We start from the raw sequence: 20,200 nt of genomic DNA, 5'->3' as shown, positions 1-20,200 counted from the left end.
CTCTGCTCGTTCATGGGAAGAAATCTGTTAAGTCCCCATACAATCGCCACAAAATGGTTACAGCAGGGAGCGGAGCCCGTTGGCTGATGCCATCTTCGGCGTCCTCGGTCCCGTTCGCGCACGTCACGCGACCGGACGCCACATCCGTCTGAGCGGCAGGCAGCGCGCCGTGCTGGCCACCGTGCTGCTCAACGTCAACACGACCGTCTCCCGTGACCGCCTCATAGCCGCCGTCTGGGACGATCCGCCGCCGTCCGCCGTGGCCAACCTCCAGACGTACGTGGCCCAGTTGCGCAGGGCGCTGCAGCCGGAGGCCCGGCTGCACACCAGCGGCGCGGGCTACCTCTTCGAGGCCGCGCCCGACGAGCTCGACCTGCTCCTGTTCGAGGACGAGGTACGGCGGGCCCGGGTCGAATCCGACCCCGCGGCGGCCGCCCGGCGGCTGGAACACGCCCTGGCCCTGTGGCGCGGCCGACCCGCCGAGGACGCCTCGCTGGGCAACGCCATGACCCCCCGGCTGACCGAGCTGGAGGAGCGGCTGGCCGACGTCCGCGCCGACTGGGCCGACCTACGACTCCAGCTGGGCATGCACGATGAGGTGATCGGCGCGTTACGCGTGTTCGTGGCCGAGCAGCCGCTGCGCGAGCGGGCCTGGCAGCAGCTCATGCTGGCGCTGGCGCGCTCCGGCCGGCGGGCCGAGGCGCTGGAGACCTACCGGCAGGCCCGCGAGACGCTGGTCACCGAGCTGGGCATCGAGCCAGGACCCGAGCTGCGGCTGCTCCAGGCCGCCGTCCTGTCCGGCACGCCGTCCGCGAACAGACCGGAGCAGCGGGGCGCGATCTGCCAGCTGCCGGCCGACATCGCCGACTTCGTGGGGCGGTCCGAGGAACTGACCGCCATCACCACGCTCCTGCGCCCCGAGACCACACCCACCGCCCTCCCGATCGTCACCGTCACGGGACCTCCGGGAGTCGGCAAGAGCACCCTGGCCGTGCATGCCGCGCACCTGCTGCGCGAGGACTTCCCCGACGGTCAGCTCTACCTGCGGCTCTCCGGCGCCTCGCCGGCGCCGCAGGAGCCCGGCGCGCTGCTGGCGGAGTTGCTGCGGGCCCTGCGCGTCGAGGGCGACTCGATCCCCGACACGGTGGCCGAGCGGGCCGCGCTCTACCGGTCGCTGCTCGCCGACAAGGCCGTGCTCGTGGTGCTCGACGACGCCGCCGACGGGCTCCAGGTGGCGCCGTTGCTCCCGGGCACGCCGCGCTGCGCCGTACTGGTGACGAGCAGGGGTCCGCTCATCGCGCTGCCCGGCGCGGTCGCGGTCTCGCTGGGCGTGCCACCGGAGCGCGAGGCCCGGGAACTGCTGGAGAGCGTGGCGGGCGGCTCCCGCGTACGGGACGAACCCGACGCGGCGCGGGCCATCCTGCACGCCTGCGGGCGGCTGCCGCTGGCCGTCAGGATCGCCGGCGCCCGGCTGGCCGCCAGGCCTGCCTGGTCGCTCAAGGACCTCGCCGCGCGACTGGCCGTCACCGGAGCGCCGCTCGACGAGTTGGCGCTCGGCGGCCAGAACGTGCGGGCCCACTTCGTGGCGAGTTACGAGGTGCTGTCCGCGCCCGCGCGCCGCGCGTTCCGCCTGCTGGGGCTGGCCGGGCTGGAGAGCGCCGCGGACTGGAGCGTGGCGGCGCTGATGGGCGTACCGCGGCGCGAGGCGGAGTCCGCGGTCGAGACGCTGGCGCTGGCCGGGCTGGTCACGGCGAACGAGGTGGACGAGAGCGGACAGCCCCGTTACCGCATGCACGACCTGCTGCGCGCCTTCGCCCGCGAGCGCGCGGAGGCGGAGGAGAGCCCGGCCGGACGGGCCGCCGCGCTCCTGGGATTCGTCGAGGAGTGCCTGGCCCGAGTACGCGCGGCGGCGCTGGAGTACCCACCGCCCATGAGGCCGCCCATGGACAGCGTGCCGCCACCCGTGGAGTCCGCGCGGGTGGACGGCGGCTGGCAGCGGGCGTGGCTGCACGCCGAGCGCAAGACGCTGGCCGACGCCGTCGCGCTGGCCGAGCCCGTCACCGCCGCCGAGCTCGCCCAGCGGCTGGCGCCGTTCCTCGTGGCGCACGGCTTCTTCGCCGAGGCGATCGGCCTGCTGGAGAACGTCGCCGAACGGTCCGGCGACACCCATACGACCATGCTGATCCGTCTGGTCAGAGCCGACATCCTCACCGACCGCCGCCGGACCGCGCTGGCCGAGCCCGAGCTGCGGCTGCTGATCGACTACTTCGAGGGCGTGGGCGACCGACACGCGGTCGCGTACGCGCTGGCCACGCTGGCCATCTGCGAGCTGATCTCCGGCCGGCACGAAAGCGCTCTCACGCTCGTCACCCGCTCCTTGCCGCTCTTCGAGGCGTACGGGGACACCAACGGGCTGATCAGCGCGCTGGTCACGACCTCCGGGATCCACCTCGACCGGGCCGAGTACGACCTGGCGATAGCGACCTGCCGCCGCGGCCTGGAGCTGGCGGCCGACCCGCGCTTCGCCGACTTCGCGATCAGGTTCCGCCGCGTGCTCGGCATCGCGCACTTCGAGCTGGGCGAGGTCGAGACCGCGATCGGGCACTACGAGGCGAGCATCGAGGCCAGCCGTGAGCTGGGCTGGGGCACCGGCGAGCGGATGGCGCTGCGCAGGCTCGGCCAGGCGTACTCCGAGCTGGGCCGGTACGAGCTCGCCGCCACCACGCTCGACCGGTGCGCCGCCATGTTCGCCCAGGCGGGCGACGGCCATGGGCAGGGGATGACGTTCTACGCGCGGGGCGAGGTCAGCCTGAAGCAGGACCGGCCCGACGAGGCGCTGCACTACTTCCGGCTCTGTCTTGACCAGGTCGAGGAGCCGATCTGGCGGGCGAGGGCGGCCGAGATGGTCGAGCGCCTGCGCCACGACCCGTCCTGAACGCGCCGGCTCGGGTGCCGAAGGACAGTGCGCTGTGGTATCGGGACATGATCGCCAGGAACGGGCTGTAGATTCCTTCCGTGCTCTCCCACATGGCGAACTTCCTCGCTGAGACGGTGCGGCCGACCTTGGAGTCGGTCGGCGTCCGCCCTGAGACGGTGGTGCGGCCGTGAGGCGGCCGACGCTGGAGGCGGTCGCCGCCCGCGCGGGGGTCTCGCGCGCCACCGCGTCCCGGGTCGTCAACGGGCAGACGACGGTGGCGCCGCACATCCGCGACGCCGTCCTGCGCGCCATCGACGAGCTCGGCTACCTACCCAACCCGGCGGCGCGCAGCCTGGTCACCCAGCGCACCGACTCCGTCGCCCTGGTCGTCTCCGAACCGCCGACCAGGGTGTTCTCGGAGGACCCGCTGTTCGCCACGGCCATCCGCTCGGCCAGCGTCGAACTGGAGGCGGCCGACAAGCAGGTAGTCCTCATGCTCGCCTCCTCCCCCAAGAGCCATGCGCGGGTGGAGCGCTACATCGCGGGCGGCCACGTGGACGGCGTCATGCTCATCTCCATGCACGGCGCCGACCCCCTCCCCACCGCGCTGTCCCGCCTGCGCGTCCCGGTCGTCTCGTACGGCAGACCCGCTGTACCCGTCAACATCCCGTACGTCGACAACGACAACGTCGGCGGCGCCGAGGCGGCGGTCCGCCACCTGGTCGAGGCGGGCAGACGCCGAATCGCCACGATCGCCGGCCCCCAGGACATGATCGGCGGCCAGGACCGCCTCACGGGCTACCGCAACATCCTGCGCGACTCCGACCGCCGCTCCATCGTCGCGGTGGGCGACTTCACCCGGCAGTCCGGCGCGGTGGCCATGCGCCAGTTGCTGGGCGACGACCCGGGTCTGGACGCCGTCTTCGTGGCGAACGACCTGATGGCGGTGGGCGCCCTGCAGTCACTCCGCCTGGCCGGCCGACGGGTGCCGGACGACGTGGCGGTGGTGGGCTTCGACGACATAGAGGCCGCCAAGTACACCGAGCCCCCACTGACCACGGTGCGCCACCCGGTGCCCGAACAGGCGGCGGCCATGGTGCGATTGCTGCTGGGCCTGTTCACGGGCGGCTCCGCCGAGCCCATCATCCTGCCCACTGAGCTGGTCGTCCGCGAATCCGCCTGAAGGCAATGACCTCCCCTATGGGGCGCTTCGCGCTTTGGGGCTTCGGGCTGTGTTGCCGGGGGCTGACTGCGCCAGCGTTCGAGCATGCGCAGCCTCGCCCTCGATCAGGTAGGGCTGGCTTTCGCGCACCTGATCAACGGGGACCTCGATGAGGCCGTCTCCGTAGGCAGCGCCGCGACGGATACAGCCGGACAGGTCCAGTCAGATCGAGTGCGCGTGCAACTCCGCGAGTTCTACCTTGAGGTCAAGACTCGCGATGATCCTGCGGCGGCGGGCCTGAGCCAGCAGATCCGCGACACACTGGCCGCTAGGGATCACCTGACGTGAAGGGTATGGCTATGCGGATCGGCGTGACCGGCCACATGAACCTGACTGAAAGCACGAGTTCCCTCGTGTTCGCAGCGATTCGCGAGCACCTCGCGCAGGTGGGCGACGACCTGACGGGCGTGTCCTGCATCGCTCGCGGCGCCGACTCGCTGTTCGCCGACGCCGTCTTGGCAGCTGGCGGGACACTCGAAGTGGTCCTCCCGTCGCGCGATTACCGACAGGCCAAGGTGAAGGCGGACCACGCCGAGCAGTTCGACCGGCTGATGGACGTCGCGAAGCTGGTCCGCGTCATGGATTTCGATCACGCGAACAGGGGTGCGTACGAGGCGGCCAATGAAGCCATGCTCGGATCTGTGGACGAGATAGTCGCCGTCTGGGATGGCCGGCCGGGGACCGGGGCAGGCGGGACGGCTGAGGCGGTCGCCGAGGCCAGGACGCGCGGGGTGAAGGTGGTCGTGATCTGGCCAGAGGGTGCGGCCCGGGAATAGTGCGAGCGTGGGCCGGAGCCGCCTCGGTCCCGGCGGTGACGAAGGTGAACACATCGAAGGGTCAGTTCCGTTCGCGGCGGAAGTCGGCGGGGGTGCGGCCGTACCAGCGGTGGAAGGCGCGGCGCAGCGCTCGCACGTCGATGTAGCCGACGCGGGCGGCGATCGTGTCGATGGTGAGTCCGGTGTCGCGGAGAAGGCGGGTGGCCTCGGCCTCGCGGACCTTCTCCACCTCCTCGCGCCAGCTGGTGCCCTCCTCGTGCAGCCTGCGCTGAAAGGTGCGGGAGCTCATGGCCATCCGCTTGGCGACCCTGTCGAGCGCCGGCGGTCCGTCGGCGAAGCTCGCGGCGATCTCGGCGTGCACCTTGTCCAGCCAGCCCAGGATCAGCCTGGCGTTGGCGACCGTATGGACAGCATGGTCACGCACGATGGCCGCCAGGGCGGGGTCGGCGCCGGGCAGCGGCGCGGTCGCGTCGGGGGCGGAGAAGGCGACCGATGAGACCGGCGCGTTGAACTGGACGTCCGTCGTACCGTACATGTCGAGGAGATCGCTGCGCGATCGCGGTGGCTCACCGGCGACGGTGATGGCGACGGGCGTGACTGGGCGGCCCAGCGCGGTGCCGGCCTGCTGGATCAGCAGGCCCAGGACGAACTCGCCGATCAGTTCGCCGACGCGGCCGAAGGTGGAGACCGGCCGGGTGGCAACGGTCAGGCGGCCCGCCGGGTCTTGCTGGACGATGAACGCGCTGTGGGGGTCGGTGATGGCGGGAATGTGCTGTGCCGCGAGTTCGAATGCCTCGGTCAGGTCGGCCGAGGACTTGATGACGTAGTCCCAGACGTGGAACCGGCCGGGAGTCCACAGCCGGGCAACCCGGGGAGCACCCCCTGCCTCGGCGAATGCGGCGGAGGAGATCTCCCAGACGCGCGTCAGCATCTTCGTCGGCACGCGGATGCCCTCCTGGTCGAGGACACCTACTCCGGGGAGACGCTTGAGCTCCTCCTCGGAGACACCCGCGGTTCTCGCCGCTTCGAGGACAAGGCGCACCACATGGGGAGGCATGGACCCTTTTGTCACGCCTTGCACCCTAGGGCAGGCATTGGCGGATTCGGATCCGTTCGTGGCGCGTTCTGGCCTCATCGCCGGCGCGCCGCGATCCATACCGTTGTTCACACCGGCGACAAGTGTTCACTACGGCGACAAGGAGAGCGGAGACATCGTGCCGACCGCGAAGATGATCATCTATCCGGTCAGTGACCTCACCAAGGCCAAGGAGGTGTTCACCCCGCTCATCGGGGTCGAGCCCTACGTGGACGAGGTCTACTACGTCGGTTACCGGACCGGCGATCAGGAGATCGGCTTGAACCCCCGCGGGCATCGGCAGGGTATGGCGGGACCGGTCTGCTACTGGCAGGTCGAGAACATCCGGCAGACCCTGCGGCGCCTCCTCGCCACCGGGGCCGTTCTGCGGCAGGACGTCACCGACGTCGGCGGCGGCCGCCTGGTGGCCACCATTGCCGATGCCGACGGCAACGACCTCGGCCTCCTGCAGGACCAGTGAGCATCGCGCTCGCGACCAGTTTCACCGGCGAACAAACGCGCCGGGGTGGCGTCCCGGGCCCTGCCTGGACCACCGATGCACCACATAACCAAGGAGTAAGACATGAAGGCACACGTCAGCTCGATCCTTCTTGGCGTCCGGGACATGGACCGGGCCAAGCAGTTCTACACCGAGGGGCTCGGCTGGAAGATCCAGAGCGACTACGGCATCTCGGTGTTCTTCGAATCGGACGGCGCCTCGCCCGTCGGCTTCTACGGCCGCGAAGGCCTGGCCAACCAGGTGGGCACGGATCAGGAAGGCAGCGGCTTCAGCGGGCTGGTTCTGACCTACGTCGTCCGTAGTGAGGCGCGAGTCGACGAGATCATGGCGGAGGCCGAGAAGGCCGGCGCCACGGTCCTCAAGCCCGCAGGCGCTCTGCCGTGGGGCGGGTACGGCGGCACCTTCGCCGACCCGGACGGTTACATCTGGAGTCTGGGCTACAGCGCCCAAGGAACCGACCAGCCCTACGCGGAGTAGCCGCGATCTTTGCCTCACAGCCGTCCGGGACGGCGGGGCGCGTGCCGCTGCCGTCCCGGACGGCTGTGACCCCGGGTGCGAGCAGCGGGAGCGGCGGTCGGAGCCGCCCGGGCGGGATCCGCGGTGAACCGGCAGGACGAACAGGAGAAGATCATGAAGTTTCGGGCCTACGTTGAGCCACCTGAGCCCATGCGGGGTCTAGAAGTTCCGTCCGAGGTGGTAGCAGCGCTCGGCGGGGGCACGCGGCCGCCGGTGACGATCACAGTCAACGGGCATTCCTGGAAGAGCCGGGTCGCCCTCCTGCGCGGCCGCCACTTGCTCGGCCTCAGCAATGCCAACCGGCGGGCCGCGGGTGTTGCGATCGGCGACGAGGTCGAGGTCGACCTGGAGCTCGACACCGAGCCGCGCGTCGTCGTCGAGCCAGAGGACTTCGCCCGCGCCCTGGACGAGGACCCCGTCGCCCGCGCCGCGTACGACAATCTTGCGTACAGCCACAAGCGCGAGCACGTGCGTGCGATCGAGAGCGCGAAGAAGCCCGAGACACGTCGGCGGCGTATCGAGAAGGCCATTTCCACCCTCGGGGCTTGAGCAGCAACCAAGCGGCCAGTCACGTTGGTGAGCTCGGCGGGCGTTGCCAATCGTGACTGGTCTTTCCGATGTGGGTGGTTGTTGTCTTCGACCCAGTCAGCGTGCCGCGCGGCGCGGATCTCGGCGTCGGCGACTTCGTCGGCGAGGAGGGTGTAGAGCTGGGTGGTCTCGGTGGAGGCGTCGCTTCGTCGTCTCGTCCCGGACCCTCGCGACCAGCCGGGCCCGCAACTGGCCGCTCGCTTGCTGCTCAACCCCCGCCGCCACCATTTCGACGGTGACCGCCTTGCGCACCTCCCTCCCCGGTGCGCAGGGTCTGGTGGTTGACCCCGGCACGCCCTGCGACCGGCCCGGTGAGCAGGAACGGCTCCTGAATCTCATGCGACATACGTGCCCCCCGTCAGCCACCACGCCCCGGCCCGTGCTGCCGCCGTCGAAAAAGCCTCTCATGATCGGTCGTCCAGCCACCTGCGGGTTCACGCCGACGAGACAACCGCGTCGGCCTGCCGCTGGAGTGCGTCCAGCACGTCGACCCGCTGCTCGGGCACCCGAACCTCCAGGCACATAGCGCCGTCGGCGATGGTGAGCGTGAAGGTGAAGAAGGCGCAGCAGCCGTTCTCCCGGGCCGCCAGCTCAGCGGCCCGGGCCGCGTTCTCCGCAGCGAAGATCAGATCCAGCCGCAGCCGGGTAGGGTCCGGCCGGTGGACTGCCCGCACGACCTCGGCGAACAACGCGTCGAACTCGGCCACCCGCAGCGGCTGCTCAGCGGTGGGCAGTGTGCACGCCGAAGGAACCCACTCCTGGCCAAGGGCTATGTCCTGGTGCGTCATACCTCGACGGTAAACCTGGACCTAAGTACCGGATGCAAGCCTCGCCGCTACCGGACCACGCGGTACTTCAGGTGCGTGACCAGACTGGTGCCCGACACCTCGCCAACCGGTTCAAGGTTGGTGTCCCCGACGCCGTCGAACAGCCGCTCGCCCCTTCCGAGGATCACCGGCGCGACGTGCAGGCGCAACTCGTCGATCAGACCCGCCGCGAGGTACTGATTCACCGTCAGCGCGCCGCCCGCGATGGCGACGTCGCGGTCGCCGGCGGCCTCGCGGGCCTGGGCCAGGGCCGCCTCGATCCCCTCAGTGACGAAGTTGAACACCGTGCCGCCCTTCATCGGCAACGGCTCGCGCGGGTGGTGGGTGAGGACGAAGACCGGCGCGTGGTACGGCGGCTCGTCGCCCCACCAGCCGTTCCAGTCCATGTCCCAGGCGTCCCGGCCGGGGCCGAACATGTTGCGGCCCATGATGAAGGCCCCCGCCGCCGTGATGCCCTCGATCACGGCCGCGTGCGCCTCGGGCTCGTCGAACATCCAGCTGTGCAGGCGCTGCTCCGCGCCCTCGCCGATCGGGTTCTCCAGGCTCTGGTTCGGTCCCGCTACGAAGCCGTCGACGGACATCGCGATGTCACAGGTGACCTTGCTCATCTCGCTACCTCCTATGTTGGGTGCCTGTTCATGGGGAAGTCGGAGCCGCCCGCCTGTTCTCTACATGGTCCAGTGAGATGCGGGTCACATTTTCCGGGATCCGGTCACACTCCTGGGTGCGCTGCCGCTCTCAGTTGGTGACCCTGGAATGTGGGAGGAGCACATGGTGAGCGAGCAGGCGACCAGCGTCTTCACCGGCTATCGCGAGCTGCTGTTCTCGATCGTCTACAACATGCTGGGCAGCGTCGCCGACACCGAGGACGTGCTGCAGGAGACCTGGCTGGCCTGGGCGCCCAGGAGCGAGGCGGGCGAGGAGATCGTCAATCCACGCGCGTACCTCGTGCGGATCGCCGTCAACCGGGCGCTGGCCCGGCAGGAGAGCATCAGCCGGCGCCGGGAGGACTACGTCGGTCCTTGGTTGCCCGAGCCGCTCATCACCCAGGAGCCCGATGTCGTGGATCCGGCGGTGCGGGCCGAGTCGGTGTCTATGGCGCTGCTCGTGGTGCTGGAGACGCTCACCCCGCTGGAACGGGCGGTGTTCGTCCTGAACGAGGTCTTCGGGTACGCCCACACCGAGATCGCCGGCATCCTGAACCGCAGCCCGGCGGCGATCCGCCAGCTCGCGCACCGCGCCCGCGAGCACGTGCACGCCCGCCGCCCGCGCTACCAGGCCGACCCGCGAGTCCGGCAGGAGGTGACGGAGCGGTTCGTCGCGGCCGTGGCCGGCGGTGACCTCGACGCGCTCATGCGGGTCCTGGCGCCGGACGTGGTCATGTGGGCCGACGGCGGGGGCAAGGCACGGGCGGCCGGGCTGCGGCCGCTCCACGGGCGGGACAAGATCGCCCGGCTGATCGTCGGCAACGCGACCCGGCATCCCGTCGATGATCTCAACATCCGCTTCCGGACGGTCAACGGCGATCCGTCGGCGCTGCTGCTGTCCGGTGACACCACGTTCGCGGTCATCGTTCTCGACCTCGTCCCCGACGGGACTCAGGTATGCGGCATCTACGCCGTGACCAACCCCGACAAACTCTCCCACCTGGAAAGAGGAACCGCATGATTCTGATATCCGGAGCCACCGGCAACATCGGCCGTCCGCTCGTCGCCGAGCTGGCCGCCAAGGGTGTGAAGGTACGCGCGCTGACCCGTACCCCCGAGACGGCCCGCTTCCCTGAGGGAGTCGAGGCCTGCGACAGCGCCAAGCCCGACTTCGACGGCGTGACCGCCCTCGTCCTGAACATCTCGGGCGGCTCCGCCGCCCTGCTGGAGGCGGCCAGGACGGCGGGGGTACGGCGGGTCGTCACCGTCTCGGCCCTGGTCGTCGCCGAGGAGGAGGACCCCGAAGAAGGCAGCAACGCCGCGATCCACCGCGAACTGGAGATGGCGGTGGAGGCCGCCGTCCCGGAATGGACGCATCTGCGCCCCGGCGCCTTCGCCGCGAACTCCTTGCGCTGGACGCCCCAGCTCCAGGCCGGAGACGTGGTCCGCGGACCGTACGCCCAGGCTCGTACCTCGCCGATCCACGAGGCGGACATCGCCGCAGTCGCCGTACGGGCGCTGCTCGGGGACGACCTGCTGGGGCAGGCGCCCACGCTGACCGGGCCGGAGGGGCTGTCCTTCGCCGAGCAGGTGGAGATCATCGGCTCGGTGGTGAGCCGGCCGCTGCGGTATGAGGAGATCAGCCCGGACATGGCCGCGCAGGCGATGATGGCGCACGGGGTGCGCAAGGAGCAGGTCGACTCCTTGCTGAGCTATTTCGCGGACAGCATCGGGAAGCCCGTACCGATCACGGGCGAGGTGGAGCGGATCCTCGGCCGCCCCCCGCGCACCTTCGCCCAGTGGGTCGCTGACAATGCCGACGCCTTCCGGCGGTGATCCGGGCTACCGGCCCGTCTTCGTGGACCAGAGCGGCGTCCTGCCGTCGTAGATGACGACATTACCGTCGTCCTGCATTTCGAGTCTCGCCCCGGGGTTCTTGCCGGTCTCGGAGTTCCACAGCGGCGTCTTGCCCAGGTAGACGACGAGGTTGCCGTCTTTCTGCATCTGGGTGACGGCCCCGGGGTTGCCTCCGGTCTTGGAACTCCACAGGGCCCGGCGGGCGCGGTAGAGCACCAGATTGCCGTCCTCCTGCTGGACGAGCTGGTAGTCGCCGTTGCGGGAGCGGACGTACTGGTTCGGCTTGAGCGCGTAGCCCGGGGCGAGCACGCTGATCGTGGCATGGCGGTTCCACACCGGCGTCTTGCCGTCGTAGATCACCAGGTTGCCGTCGTCCTGCACCGCGAGACGGGCACCTGGGCTGTCTCCGGTGTTGGACGCCCACAGGGGCGTCCTCCCCCGGTAGACCACCAAGTTGCCGTCCGTCTGCATGGCGGCGAACGCGCCGGGGCTGTCGCCGGTCTGGCTGCTCCACAGCGGCGTGCTCCCCCGGTACAGCACCAGGTTGCCGTCTTCCTGCTGGTGCAGGCCATAGGCGCCGTTGGACGAGCGTACGGAGTCGCCGGCCTTCAACGTCTGACCGGGGTTCAGCCATACGGTACGGTCGGCGCTCACCGCCGCCGAGGAGCGCTTCGCCTCCGCCCAGGCCGCTGGCGAGACCGAGGCCACGGCCATCGTGCTCGCCAGCGCCAGCGCACCGATGTACATCGGCGTTCTTCTCATTCTGTTCCCCCATGAAAGTGGATGATCAAGCGAGAAGGACGCTATCCAGACATGATCGGCGATCGGTCCATTTCGAAATGCCTGGAACTTTCGCCAAAGTTGTCCGCGTTGAGGTCGATGATCGACAGCGGTCAGGACACACCCGCCGATTCCTGGAGAACTTCGATGCTCATCGCGACCATCGTCTTGTCGATACTGCTCGGCCTCCTGTTCATCGTGACGGGCGGGATGAAGTTGGGGAGCGTTCCACAGTCGCTGGCCATTCGCGATCATCTGGGCGTCAAGCCAGAGTTGTGGCGCGCGATCGGTTTCTGTGAGGCGGCGGGCGGCGTCGGCCTCCTCGTCGGACTCTCACTGCCGGTGCTCGGCCTGGCCGCGTCCATCGGCCTGATCGTGCTGATGATCGGCGCGATCGTCAGCAGAGTGCGGGTCGCCGACCCGGTTACGATGATCTCCGTCGACGTCCTGGTCCTGGCACTGGTGGTCGCCCTCGTGACCATACGCGCGCTGGCCGCCTGACCTCCTCCAGGCGGGGACGGCCGCGTTCGCTTCGTCACAGCGCTCCGATCACCATGGCGATCAGGATCAGGGCGACAAGGGTGAAGCGGAAGGCTGCGGAAAAGGCCGGGCGCCCGTCTTTCATGAGGGGCCTTGGCACAGCATTCTTCTGGAACGCGAACTACTTGCGCACGTCATTCGTCAACCATAGGTTGACGATTGGCTATCGTCAACCTTGGATTGACGCCGGGTGGCCACTCGCGATACCTGCAAGCCGTTTCTGTCACCAAGGTCAGCTCAGCGGGCGTGCCGCTTCACCACTGGGCTCAGGGAGGATGCCCTGAAGAGATCAGTCCACTGTGGTCGCCTGAGACCACACGGCCTGCCAGCGTCCCTCGCGCAGCTCATAGCAATCGGTATGCCAGCAGGTAAGGGACAGCAGATCTCCGTGATCCGCGGAAACGTCGATCCGCGCGCGGTACCGCAGGATGGCCATCTCGTCGCTGCTGCGTACGACGATGTCCGAGACGGCCTCGAACACCTGGTAGCGAAGTTGCCCCGAAGCGATTTCGCCCAGGTACTCCGCCTTAGACAGCGCAATGCCGCGCGGAGTGATCAGCTGATAGTCATCCGCGTGCAGAACGTCCGCGACTTCCATGTCTCCCGTGACCAGTGAACGCAGGCGCTGCCGCTCGATGTCACGTATCGCCTCGGCTTGTGGCCTCATTCCGCCTCGTTTCTCCGCCTTGCCAGCCGTTCTCCGAGCCGAACGATCAAGATCCTATGGTCATGCGGGTCGAGCACGTCAGGGAGAACGCGCGCCTCCTCTGGGAAGGACTTGCCCTTCCCTAGGTGCGCGGCGCCACGTACTCGAACGACACGACGCCGAGGCGGCGCGGGTCGAGCGTCTGCCGCCAGCTACATGGCCGGGACGGTCAGTACCCACTGGTGAGCCGTACGCCGGGGCCGATCGAGCGTGGGATGCCGACGTTGTCGACCAGGTTGCCGGTCGACGCGATGGACATCCCGTTGCCCTCGCCCCTCCTGAACAGCAGGCCGGTCTCCTGCCTGGTGCCATGGCCGAGGATGGTGTTGCCTGTCACGGCGGCGTGTCCTTTGCCGTAGTTCACATCGTCGAGGGCGAGGAAGACGAAGCGGGCGTCCTGTTGTGTTGTCCTCGACTGGGTCATGTTGCCGAACTTGTGGATCCGGTTGTTGGAGATCGTGGTGCCGGCTTCGCCCTGGAGGTCGCAGCGGATGCCGTAATAAGTCTGCCTCGCGGCGGCCTTGGTGCCGAAGTCCTCGATGTAGTTGTTGCGGATGGAGGTGCCGAAGCAGCGGTGGGCGTCGATGGCGTGCTTCGGCGTCGCGTACAGGTGCAGGTCGCTGAACGTCCATCCGGCCGAGTTCTCCGCGTCGACGCCGCTCTCGCCGCTGAAACCGATCCACGAGCGCTGGAACGTCCAGTCGGTCACCGCATTGCCGGGGTCGACCACCTTGAGGCCGGAGCCGCCCGCCCGCTCGATGTAGACGTCGCTGATCACGCTGTTGACCATGGTGTTGCGGAGCCGGGTGCCGTTCTTGGACGGGTTGCTGACGCGGATGCCGTCGCTGGGCGTGCCGAGGATGTCCACGTCATAGATCCGGCTGTCCCACGAGCGCAGCATCAGGCCCACGGTGCCGGTGTTGTGCTCGCGGTTGCCGTCCAGTGTCAGGCGCTCGATGCGTACGGGGTCGGAGCTGTACGCCTGGTCGGTGACCCAGGACTCCGAGGCCAGCATGGCGGGCAGGTTCGCGCCGTCGGCCTGCTTGATCACCGTTCCGGCCTTGGCGTCGCCCCGGTACGTCCGGCGGCCACGCAGGGTGATGGTCCTGTTGATCAGGCACGGGCCCTTGAACACGACCTCGTCGCCCTCCCTGGAGGCGTCGATGGCGGCCTGGATGCTCCTTGCATCGGTGGCCGTGTTGGCGCAGGTGGCGTTCACCCTCGCGGCTATGGCCGGGGCCGGGGCCAGCGGCTGGATCACCACCGCGCTGCCGGAGGCGGCCAGCGTCAGGGCGATGGCCCCCGCGGTCTGGCGTGAGCATGGTTGAGGCACGTGCAATCCCCTTCCGGGCATTCCGGAAATGACCTGAGGACCGCGGCGTGTGAACGTCCCCCGACGCCCCTGCGGTCTCCGGTGCCGAGCCTCATGGAAGGATCCCGATCCGCTCGGGAGAACTCCCCAGACCTGCCCGAAATTTGGTGCCTACCGGGACCGTTCCAGGCGGTGGCGGCCGTGCCTGCCGTAGGTATGAGTAGATGAAGGCGGGTGTGACTCGAGGCGCGGCACTGCGGCGGGCCGGCGGGCCGGTCAACCTGCTCACGATCTCGCGAGAAGGCCGCTCACCTCCCGGGTGAACACCTCGACGTTGTCGATCATGATGTTGTGGCCGGCGTCCGGGACGGCGATCAGCCGTACCCCGGCGGTCACCAGCTCGGCCGCCCCGATGGCTGGCTCCGGGAAACCTTGGCCGCGCTGGGTGCTTAGAACTCCTAACAGAATGATCAGCGGGTGAGGCGGCGCGAGCAGTGGTCGCGGCGGCGAGGGTCATGAAGGCCTCGTGGATGTCGTCTCGGATCTCCCAGTGGATGCGCAGGCCCTGAGTTGGCTCAATTAGTGCGCAGCGGGATCGCTGTGCACACAGTCGAGTGCTTGGTGCAGGTCGCCTGAGAGAAGGTCGGCGGCGGTAATGATGTGGTTCCGGCCTGACACTCGATCTGTGCGAACTCAGCGGCTCGGACAGCTGAGGCGGTCACCTGGGCCGGCGCGGAGAACGTCATCCGGCCTCTTGCTGGCGGTAATAGCGCGCAACGGCATGGAAAGACTCTTTGGGTTCCCAGCCAACGTCGGGATACGTCGTGCCGTGCTGGCCCCGACGGAGGGCGCGGACGATACTGAGTGCCGTGGCGTCGAGGTCGTGGCACGGGTCCTCACTGTAGGGCGCGAGCGGGAAGCTGAAGCTCATGACGAACGCCCGGTCGACGCCGACATGGTCGAGCAGCTGGAGCTGGTCGATGAGGAGCCTGGCCTGAGCCTGTTCATCTCGGTGGTGTACCGTTCGCACCCGCGGCCGGATGAGCTGCCTCAGGACTGGTACATGCATTCCCAGCAGGGACAATGGTGCCGCGTTGAAGGTGCTGAGGAATTCGGGGTCGTCGGCGTTCCGGCAGGCCGCGAACCCGAGTTCAGTGATGGCGACAGGCTTCCCTGTGGCATGGAGCCGGCTGATCTTGGCCAGGTACTGGTCGGTGGTGGAGGCTTGCTGGCGGTAATAATTGACGCCGACAACGTCGAAATGGTCCCAGTCGACTCGCTCGAACGGCAGAGCGCTGTAGCTGACCGGGCCGCTGTAGACGCGACGTACCGAGGCTTCCGCCTCCGCCAGGAATGCGCGTAGCGTGTCCTGCCGGGACAGCACAACTTCGCGGAGGCGTGGTGAACGACTGCGCTGCGCATGGCTGCGGCCTGGCACGATGCCGCGCATAAGCAGGGTGAGCTCGTTGCCGATGCTGAAGGTCAGACGGTCCGGCCGGCGTCGGAACAGCGGCTCAGCCGCGGCGGCGACCTCGGTGATGTAGCGCAGCGTGTGCTGCGGCGTGGCGTTCCACAACTCGGGGCCAAGCCACACGTTGAGGCCGATGGATGTCGCGTAGTCGGCGGCCGCCAGCAGGCGGCGGGGGGCACGGCCGCCCAGTCGCACGGCGTTGGCGTGCAGGTCGGTCCGGATGATGTCCAGTTCCCGGCGCATCAGAGCCTGTGTGTAGTCGGGCCGCCAGTTGATGGACAGCGAGCCCATCGAACGTCCGACGTCGTAGACCACCCCGCGCTGTCGAATCATCGGTGCGGCCCGTCCTGACCGGCCGCGGCCATCTTCTGGATCGCCTGGCGAGTCACCCCCAGTTCTCTGGCTAGATCGGCTTGCGAGAAGCCCTCGGCTAGCAATGCGTCGATCAGCCGGCGGCGCTGCCGGGACAGCTCCCGCGCCGCGTGGGCGTGCTCGATCGCTGCTGCGCGGACCTGCTTTAGCTCGGCGAGGAGTGCAGCGTGAGCCGCCGATTCGATGTGCTTGATCACGAGTCCATAATGACAACCAAGGGTTGTCATGACAACCAAGGGTTGTCATATGCGACATCGGGCCGCCTTATGGCCCCGTGTTAGTGCGTATATTTATCCGCCACAAGCCACGAACCTGCAGGTCACAGTGACGCGCCAGTGGAAAATCCTTGATCGTGAACCAAGTCGGGTAACAGAATGATCAGCGGGTGAGGCGGCGTCAGCAGATGATCACGACTGCCAAGGTCATGAAGGCTTCGTGGATGCCGTCACGGACCTCCCGGCGGATCCGCAGCCTGCGGAACCAGTGCAGCAGCGCCAGGGTGAGTTCGATGACTCATCGATGCACGCCCAGCCCAGAGCCGTGTGGAGTGTTGCGGCGGCCGATGACGGGCTTGATGCCGATCCGCCAGACCAGGCGACGGCACTTGTCATGGTCGCACCCGCGGTCGGCGTACAGCAGGTTGGGGCGCGAGCGGGAGCCCGCCGCCGTCGGCGATGACATGGTGTTTCGAGCCCGGTTTAGCGCGGTCGACCGGGCTCGGTCCGGTTTTGGGCCGCCTTTGAGCGCCCTGACGTGCAAGCTGTCGATCACCGCCTTGGACCAGTCCAACTGGCCGGCCGCATGCAGTTCGACCAGGAGGAGTTGGTGTAATCGGTCCCACACTCCGGCCTGATGCCAGTCCCGCAGCCGACGCCAGCAGGTCACTACAACGACCATCATCGCCGTGAGGATGCGGCCAACTTCATTCTGTTAGCACCTCTTAGAGCGGCGAGCATGTGCCGCAGCCATCCGGCGGCATACTTGAGCGCCTGGCTGAACGCGCATGCTGGGCGAGCCAGCCGCGAAGGGGCTCGCGCCCTACGCGCCCAGCACACGTGCCTGACGATGGCCGGGCGCGGGTGGTCAGCGGGACGAGGAGGGGGCGAGGCGGACGGTCGCCGAGTTCCGGGTGATCGACAGCACTCGTACGGACAGCGCGCCGACCGAGCCGTTGCCGCCCGCGCTCAGCTGCGTGGACGAAGAGACGCCGGGCCCCGTCCCCTCGGCCTTTACCGTGGCGCCGATGCGCGCGATCGACAGCGTGGTGAAGCCAAGGGTGCTGGAGACGGGGAAGCTCACCGGCTTGGTGATGGTGATCTTGCATTTACCGTCAAAGCACTCGCTGACGTCGTCGTCCGTCTTCGCCGCCACGGTCGCGGCCGAAGCCGGAGCCGCGGCGACGGGCGCGCCGGAGACGACGACGGTGGCGGCGGCGAGCGCCAGGCAGGTTGTGGCCATCCGATGCATGTTGTCCCTTTCGATGGTCTTCGCGAGGTCAAGCGACCCGATGTGACTGATCAGCTACCAAGGGTAGTGACGCGAAGAACGCCGAGACGCGGAAGACACGCAGCTGGAGTGCCAGCGTGGTGCAATAGCCGTCGGGTCAGCGTGGGGCGAGGCGGACGGTCGCCGACTTCTGGGTGACCGACACCCTCACGGACAGGTTGTTGATCGTCCCCCGGCCGCCCGAGCCGAGCACCACGGTCGAGGAGACGCCGGGCCCCGTACCCTGCACCTTCACCATTCCGGAACCGACTCGCGCGATGGACAGCCGGGTGAAGCCGTACCGGCTGGAGATGCGGAATTTCACCGCCTTGGTGATCGTGATCTTGCACTTCCCGTCGAAGCACGCGCGGACGTTCGGCGGCTTCGCGGCCGCGGTCGCGGCCGGAGCGGCGGCGGATGCTGGAGCGGCGAAGATGGGGACGGCGGTAATGGCGGCGAAAGCGAGTGTCAGGCAGGTTGTGGCCGTTCGATGCATGTTGTCCCTTTCGTTGATCTCAACATACGGCTCGGACGGCTCAACGGCCTAGACGCGGAAGACACGCAGTTGGAGTGCCAGCGTGGTGTAGTAGCCGACCAGCGTGGTCAGCTCGAACACCACGCGCTCCCCCAGCCGCGCGTACTCCGCGTCGTCAAGGTCGGCCCGTGCCACCAGCGCCCTGGTGACGCCGAGCACCGCGGCCTCCTCCGGATCCGGCAGGTCCAGCGGCGCGCCGGTGCGCAGTGCCGCGAGTTCGTCGTCGGTCAGGCCGAGCCCGCGCCCGATCTCCTCGTGTACGCGCTGCTCGAAGGCGCTGTCGCAGTGGCCGGCCACGACCAGGATCGCGATCTCCCTGGCGCGGGCGCTCAGCATGGAGCGGTAACGGATCGCCGCGCCGAGCTCCTGCAGCGCGTCGCCCACCGGCGGGCTGAGCAGCATCGCGTTGAACGGGCCGATCAGTCCGCCCTCGTCGTCGAGCATCGAGGTGCCGCGCGGGCCCGCGATGATCTTCTCGTAGAGGGCCAGGGCGTCGGCGTCGAGGTGGGCGGGTGGCTTGGACGGCAGGCGTTTCACGCCAGCGATGTTAGCCAGACGGTCGTGTCGGACGGCAGGGCGCCGTCCTCCAGGGGTCCGCTGGTCAGCAGCACCCGGCCCGGTGGCAGCGGTACGGGAGCCGTGCCGAGGTTGGACACGCAGGTCAGGCCGGACTCCCGGGTGAAGGCCAGGACGTCCGGTCCCATCGTGAGCCACGTGAGCGTGCCGTCGCCGAGGAGGTCGCGGCGGTGGGCGAGCGCGGTGCGGTAGAGGTTGAGCATCGAGCCGAGGTCGGCCGACTGGGCCTCGGCCGTGACCTTGCGCCAGCTCTCGGGCTGCGGCAGCCAGGTGGGGGCCTCACCAGAGCCGAAGCCGAACGGCGGCTCGTCGCCCGCCCACGGGAGCGGCACCCGGCAGCCGTCCCGGCCCCGGTTGGTGCCGCCCGAGCGGTGGTACATGGGGTCCTGGCGCTGCTCGTCGGGCAGATCCTCGACCTCCGGCAGGCCGAGCTCCTCGCCCTGGTAGACGTACACGCTGCCGGGCAGCGCCATGGCCAGCAGGGCCGCCGCCCTGGCCCGGCGGTGGCCGAGCTCCGGGTCGGAAGGCATGCCGTGCAGGCGCCCGCCGTGCGCGAACGTCGTGTCCGCCCGGCCGTACCTGGTCACCGGGCGGGTGACGTCGTGGTTGGACAGGACCCAGGTCGGCGGGGCGCCGACCGGCGCGTGCGTGGTCAGCGTGAGGTCGATGACCCGGCGCAGTTCGGCGGGCTCCCACGGGCAGGCCAGGAAGTCGAAGTTGAAGGCGGTGTGCAGCTCGTCGGGACGCAGGTAGCGGGTGAAGCGTTCCTGGTCGGGCAGCCACACCTCGCCGATCAGCACCCGGTCGCCGTACTCGTCGGCGACCTCGCGCCAGCGCCGGTAGACCTCGTGCACCTCGTCGAGGTCCTCGTACGAGGTGTCCGACTTGAACAGCAGGGCCGCCGAGTCGATCCGGAAGCCGTCGACGCCGCGCTCGAACCAGAAGCGCAGCACGTCCTCGAACTCGCGGTGGACCGCCGGATTGTCCCAGTTGAAGTCCGGCTGTTCTGGGGCGAAGAGGTGCAGGTACCACTGCCCGTCGGCGACCTGTGTCCAGGCGGGCCCGCCGAAGATCGACTGCCAGTCGTTCGGCTCGTCGCGGAACCAGAACCGGTCCCTGGCGCCGCGGTCGGTCAGCGCCTCCTGGAACCAGGCGCTCGCCGTGGAGCTGTGGTTCGGCACCACGTCGATGATGACCTTGATGTCGAGCTCGTGCGCCTCATGGATGAACGTCTCCGCCTCGGCCAGCGTGCCGAACACCGGCTCGATGCCCCGGTAGTCGGCCACGTCGTAGCCGCCGTCGGCCATCGGCGACGGGTACCACGGATTCAGCCAGATGGCGTCGATGCCGAGATCCTTCAGGTACGGCAGGCGTGAGCGCAGCCCGGCGAGGTCGCCGATGCCGTCACCGTTGCCGTCGGCGAAGCTGCGCAGGTAGACCTGGTAGATCGCGGCCCCCCGCCACCACGTTTGCGACAT

22 protein-coding genes and 1 pseudogene are annotated in these 20,200 nt (G+C 68.8%); 10 read left to right on the top strand and 13 right to left on the bottom strand.

What is annotated here, in order from left to right:
• Positions 1 to 79: 79 nt before the first annotated feature.
• The 4 genes from AB0C30_RS12145 to AB0C30_RS12130 all read left to right on the top strand — a co-directional run bounded on the left by AB0C30_RS12145 (position 80) and on the right by AB0C30_RS12130 (position 4,915).
• Complete coding sequence (locus tag AB0C30_RS12145) at positions 80 to 2,935, top strand: BTAD domain-containing putative transcriptional regulator (protein WP_357942450.1); 2,856 nt, start codon at positions 80 to 82, stop codon at positions 2,933 to 2,935.
• 169 nt (positions 2,936 to 3,104) lie between these two features.
• Positions 3,105 to 4,100, top strand: a complete 996-nt coding sequence (locus tag AB0C30_RS12140; protein WP_357942448.1) for a LacI family DNA-binding transcriptional regulator — start codon at positions 3,105 to 3,107, stop codon at positions 4,098 to 4,100.
• Between the two features lie 84 nt (positions 4,101 to 4,184).
• Positions 4,185 to 4,427, top strand: coding sequence for a hypothetical protein (locus AB0C30_RS12135; protein ID WP_357942446.1), 243 nt, complete (start codon positions 4,185 to 4,187; stop codon positions 4,425 to 4,427).
• Between the two features lie 11 nt (positions 4,428 to 4,438).
• Positions 4,439 to 4,915, top strand: coding sequence for a hypothetical protein (locus AB0C30_RS12130; RefSeq protein WP_357942444.1), 477 nt, complete (start codon positions 4,439 to 4,441; stop codon positions 4,913 to 4,915).
• A gap of 61 nt (positions 4,916 to 4,976) precedes the next feature.
• On the opposite strand, the gene AB0C30_RS12125 is transcribed toward AB0C30_RS12130, so the two are convergent.
• Positions 4,977 to 5,987, bottom strand: coding sequence for a helix-turn-helix domain-containing protein (locus AB0C30_RS12125; protein ID WP_357942442.1), 1,011 nt, complete (start codon positions 5,985 to 5,987; stop codon positions 4,977 to 4,979).
• A gap of 142 nt (positions 5,988 to 6,129) precedes the next feature.
• Here AB0C30_RS12125 and AB0C30_RS12120 point away from each other — a divergent pair, with 142 nt between their 5' ends.
• The 3 genes from AB0C30_RS12120 (at position 6,130) to AB0C30_RS12110 (ending at position 7,575) form a co-directional block, all read left to right on the top strand.
• Entirely contained in the window at positions 6,130 to 6,471 is a 342-nt protein-coding gene (locus AB0C30_RS12120; protein WP_357942440.1) for a glyoxalase, read from the top strand.
• Positions 6,472 to 6,573: 102 nt separating this feature from the next.
• A complete protein-coding gene (locus tag AB0C30_RS12115) occupies positions 6,574 to 6,987 on the top strand; it encodes a VOC family protein (RefSeq protein ID WP_357942438.1) in 414 nt (137 codons plus the stop codon).
• Positions 6,988 to 7,110: 123 nt separating this feature from the next.
• Positions 7,111 to 7,575 carry a YdeI/OmpD-associated family protein gene (locus AB0C30_RS12110; protein ID WP_357942436.1) on the top strand — a complete coding sequence of 155 codons (465 nt, stop codon included), beginning with the start codon at positions 7,111 to 7,113 and terminating at the stop codon, positions 7,573 to 7,575.
• Positions 7,576 to 8,048: 473 nt separating this feature from the next.
• Here the strand turns inward: AB0C30_RS12110 and AB0C30_RS12105 are convergent, their stop codons facing one another.
• Complete coding sequence (locus AB0C30_RS12105; RefSeq protein WP_357942434.1) at positions 8,049 to 8,402, bottom strand: hypothetical protein; 354 nt, start codon at positions 8,400 to 8,402, stop codon at positions 8,049 to 8,051.
• Positions 8,403 to 8,449: 47 nt separating this feature from the next.
• The gene (locus tag AB0C30_RS12100; RefSeq protein WP_357942432.1) at positions 8,450 to 9,049 is read right to left on the bottom strand and encodes a dihydrofolate reductase family protein; all 600 of its coding nucleotides are present in this window, start codon (positions 9,047 to 9,049) and stop codon (positions 8,450 to 8,452) included.
• A 163-nt stretch (positions 9,050 to 9,212) separates the two neighbouring features.
• Between AB0C30_RS12100 and sigJ the strand changes: the two genes are divergently transcribed.
• Both sigJ and AB0C30_RS12090 read left to right on the top strand, forming a co-directional pair.
• A complete protein-coding gene (sigJ, locus tag AB0C30_RS12095) occupies positions 9,213 to 10,109 on the top strand; it encodes an RNA polymerase sigma factor SigJ (protein WP_357942430.1) in 897 nt (298 codons plus the stop codon).
• Positions 10,106 to 10,924 (top strand): NAD(P)H-binding protein, encoded by an 819-nt coding sequence (locus tag AB0C30_RS12090; protein ID WP_357942428.1) that lies wholly within the window; start codon positions 10,106 to 10,108, stop codon positions 10,922 to 10,924. The genes sigJ and AB0C30_RS12090 overlap by 4 nt, the downstream gene beginning before the upstream one ends.
• A gap of 6 nt (positions 10,925 to 10,930) precedes the next feature.
• Here AB0C30_RS12090 and AB0C30_RS12085 read toward each other — a convergent pair whose 3' ends face one another.
• Positions 10,931 to 11,707 carry a hypothetical protein gene (locus AB0C30_RS12085; RefSeq protein WP_357942426.1) on the bottom strand — a complete coding sequence of 259 codons (777 nt, stop codon included), beginning with the start codon at positions 11,705 to 11,707 and terminating at the stop codon, positions 10,931 to 10,933.
• A 21-nt stretch (positions 11,708 to 11,728) separates the two neighbouring features.
• On the opposite strand from AB0C30_RS12085, the gene AB0C30_RS12080 reads away from it, so the two are divergent.
• On the top strand, positions 11,729 to 12,226 hold the full coding sequence (locus AB0C30_RS12080) for a DoxX family protein (protein ID WP_357942424.1): 498 nt from the start codon (positions 11,729 to 11,731) through the stop codon (positions 12,224 to 12,226).
• Between the two features lie 328 nt (positions 12,227 to 12,554).
• Here the strand turns inward: AB0C30_RS12080 and AB0C30_RS12075 are convergent, their stop codons facing one another.
• The 9 genes and pseudogenes from AB0C30_RS12075 to AB0C30_RS12035 all read right to left on the bottom strand — a co-directional run bounded on the left by AB0C30_RS12075 (position 12,555) and on the right by AB0C30_RS12035 (position 20,200).
• Entirely contained in the window at positions 12,555 to 12,932 is a 378-nt protein-coding gene (locus AB0C30_RS12075) for a nuclear transport factor 2 family protein (RefSeq protein ID WP_357942422.1), read from the bottom strand.
• Positions 12,933 to 13,140: 208 nt separating this feature from the next.
• On the bottom strand, positions 13,141 to 14,304 hold the full coding sequence (locus AB0C30_RS12070) for a hypothetical protein (RefSeq protein ID WP_357942420.1): 1,164 nt from the start codon (positions 14,302 to 14,304) through the stop codon (positions 13,141 to 13,143).
• Positions 14,305 to 15,025: 721 nt separating this feature from the next.
• Positions 15,026 to 16,087: a hypothetical protein gene (locus AB0C30_RS12065; protein ID WP_357942418.1), complete on the bottom strand. Its 1,062-nt coding sequence runs from the start codon at positions 16,085 to 16,087 to the stop codon at positions 15,026 to 15,028.
• Positions 16,084 to 16,323, bottom strand: coding sequence for a TrfB-related DNA-binding protein (locus AB0C30_RS12060; protein WP_357942416.1), 240 nt, complete (start codon positions 16,321 to 16,323; stop codon positions 16,084 to 16,086). Before AB0C30_RS12060 ends, AB0C30_RS12065 begins: the two co-directional genes overlap by 4 nt.
• 256 nt (positions 16,324 to 16,579) lie before the next feature.
• A pseudogene (locus AB0C30_RS12055) lies at positions 16,580 to 16,984 on the bottom strand (IS5/IS1182 family transposase); the annotation flags it as partial.
• 225 nt (positions 16,985 to 17,209) lie between these two features.
• Entirely contained in the window at positions 17,210 to 17,584 is a 375-nt protein-coding gene (locus tag AB0C30_RS12050) for a hypothetical protein (RefSeq protein ID WP_357942414.1), read from the bottom strand.
• 145 nt (positions 17,585 to 17,729) lie between these two features.
• Complete coding sequence (locus AB0C30_RS12045) at positions 17,730 to 18,107, bottom strand: hypothetical protein (protein ID WP_357942412.1); 378 nt, start codon at positions 18,105 to 18,107, stop codon at positions 17,730 to 17,732.
• Positions 18,108 to 18,155: 48 nt separating this feature from the next.
• Positions 18,156 to 18,683: a carboxymuconolactone decarboxylase family protein gene (locus AB0C30_RS12040; RefSeq protein ID WP_357942410.1), complete on the bottom strand. Its 528-nt coding sequence runs from the start codon at positions 18,681 to 18,683 to the stop codon at positions 18,156 to 18,158.
• Positions 18,680 to 20,200 carry a glycoside hydrolase family 13 protein gene (locus AB0C30_RS12035; RefSeq protein WP_357942408.1) on the bottom strand — a complete coding sequence of 507 codons (1,521 nt, stop codon included), beginning with the start codon at positions 20,198 to 20,200 and terminating at the stop codon, positions 18,680 to 18,682. The genes AB0C30_RS12040 and AB0C30_RS12035 overlap by 4 nt, the downstream gene beginning before the upstream one ends.

The sequence above is a fragment of the Nonomuraea sp. NPDC048901 genome (genome assembly GCF_040649695.1).
Classification (GTDB): domain Bacteria; phylum Actinomycetota; class Actinomycetes; order Streptosporangiales; family Streptosporangiaceae; genus Nonomuraea.
Note: the sequence above shows the minus strand (reverse complement) of the source record. Positions and strands in the feature narration are given on the sequence as shown.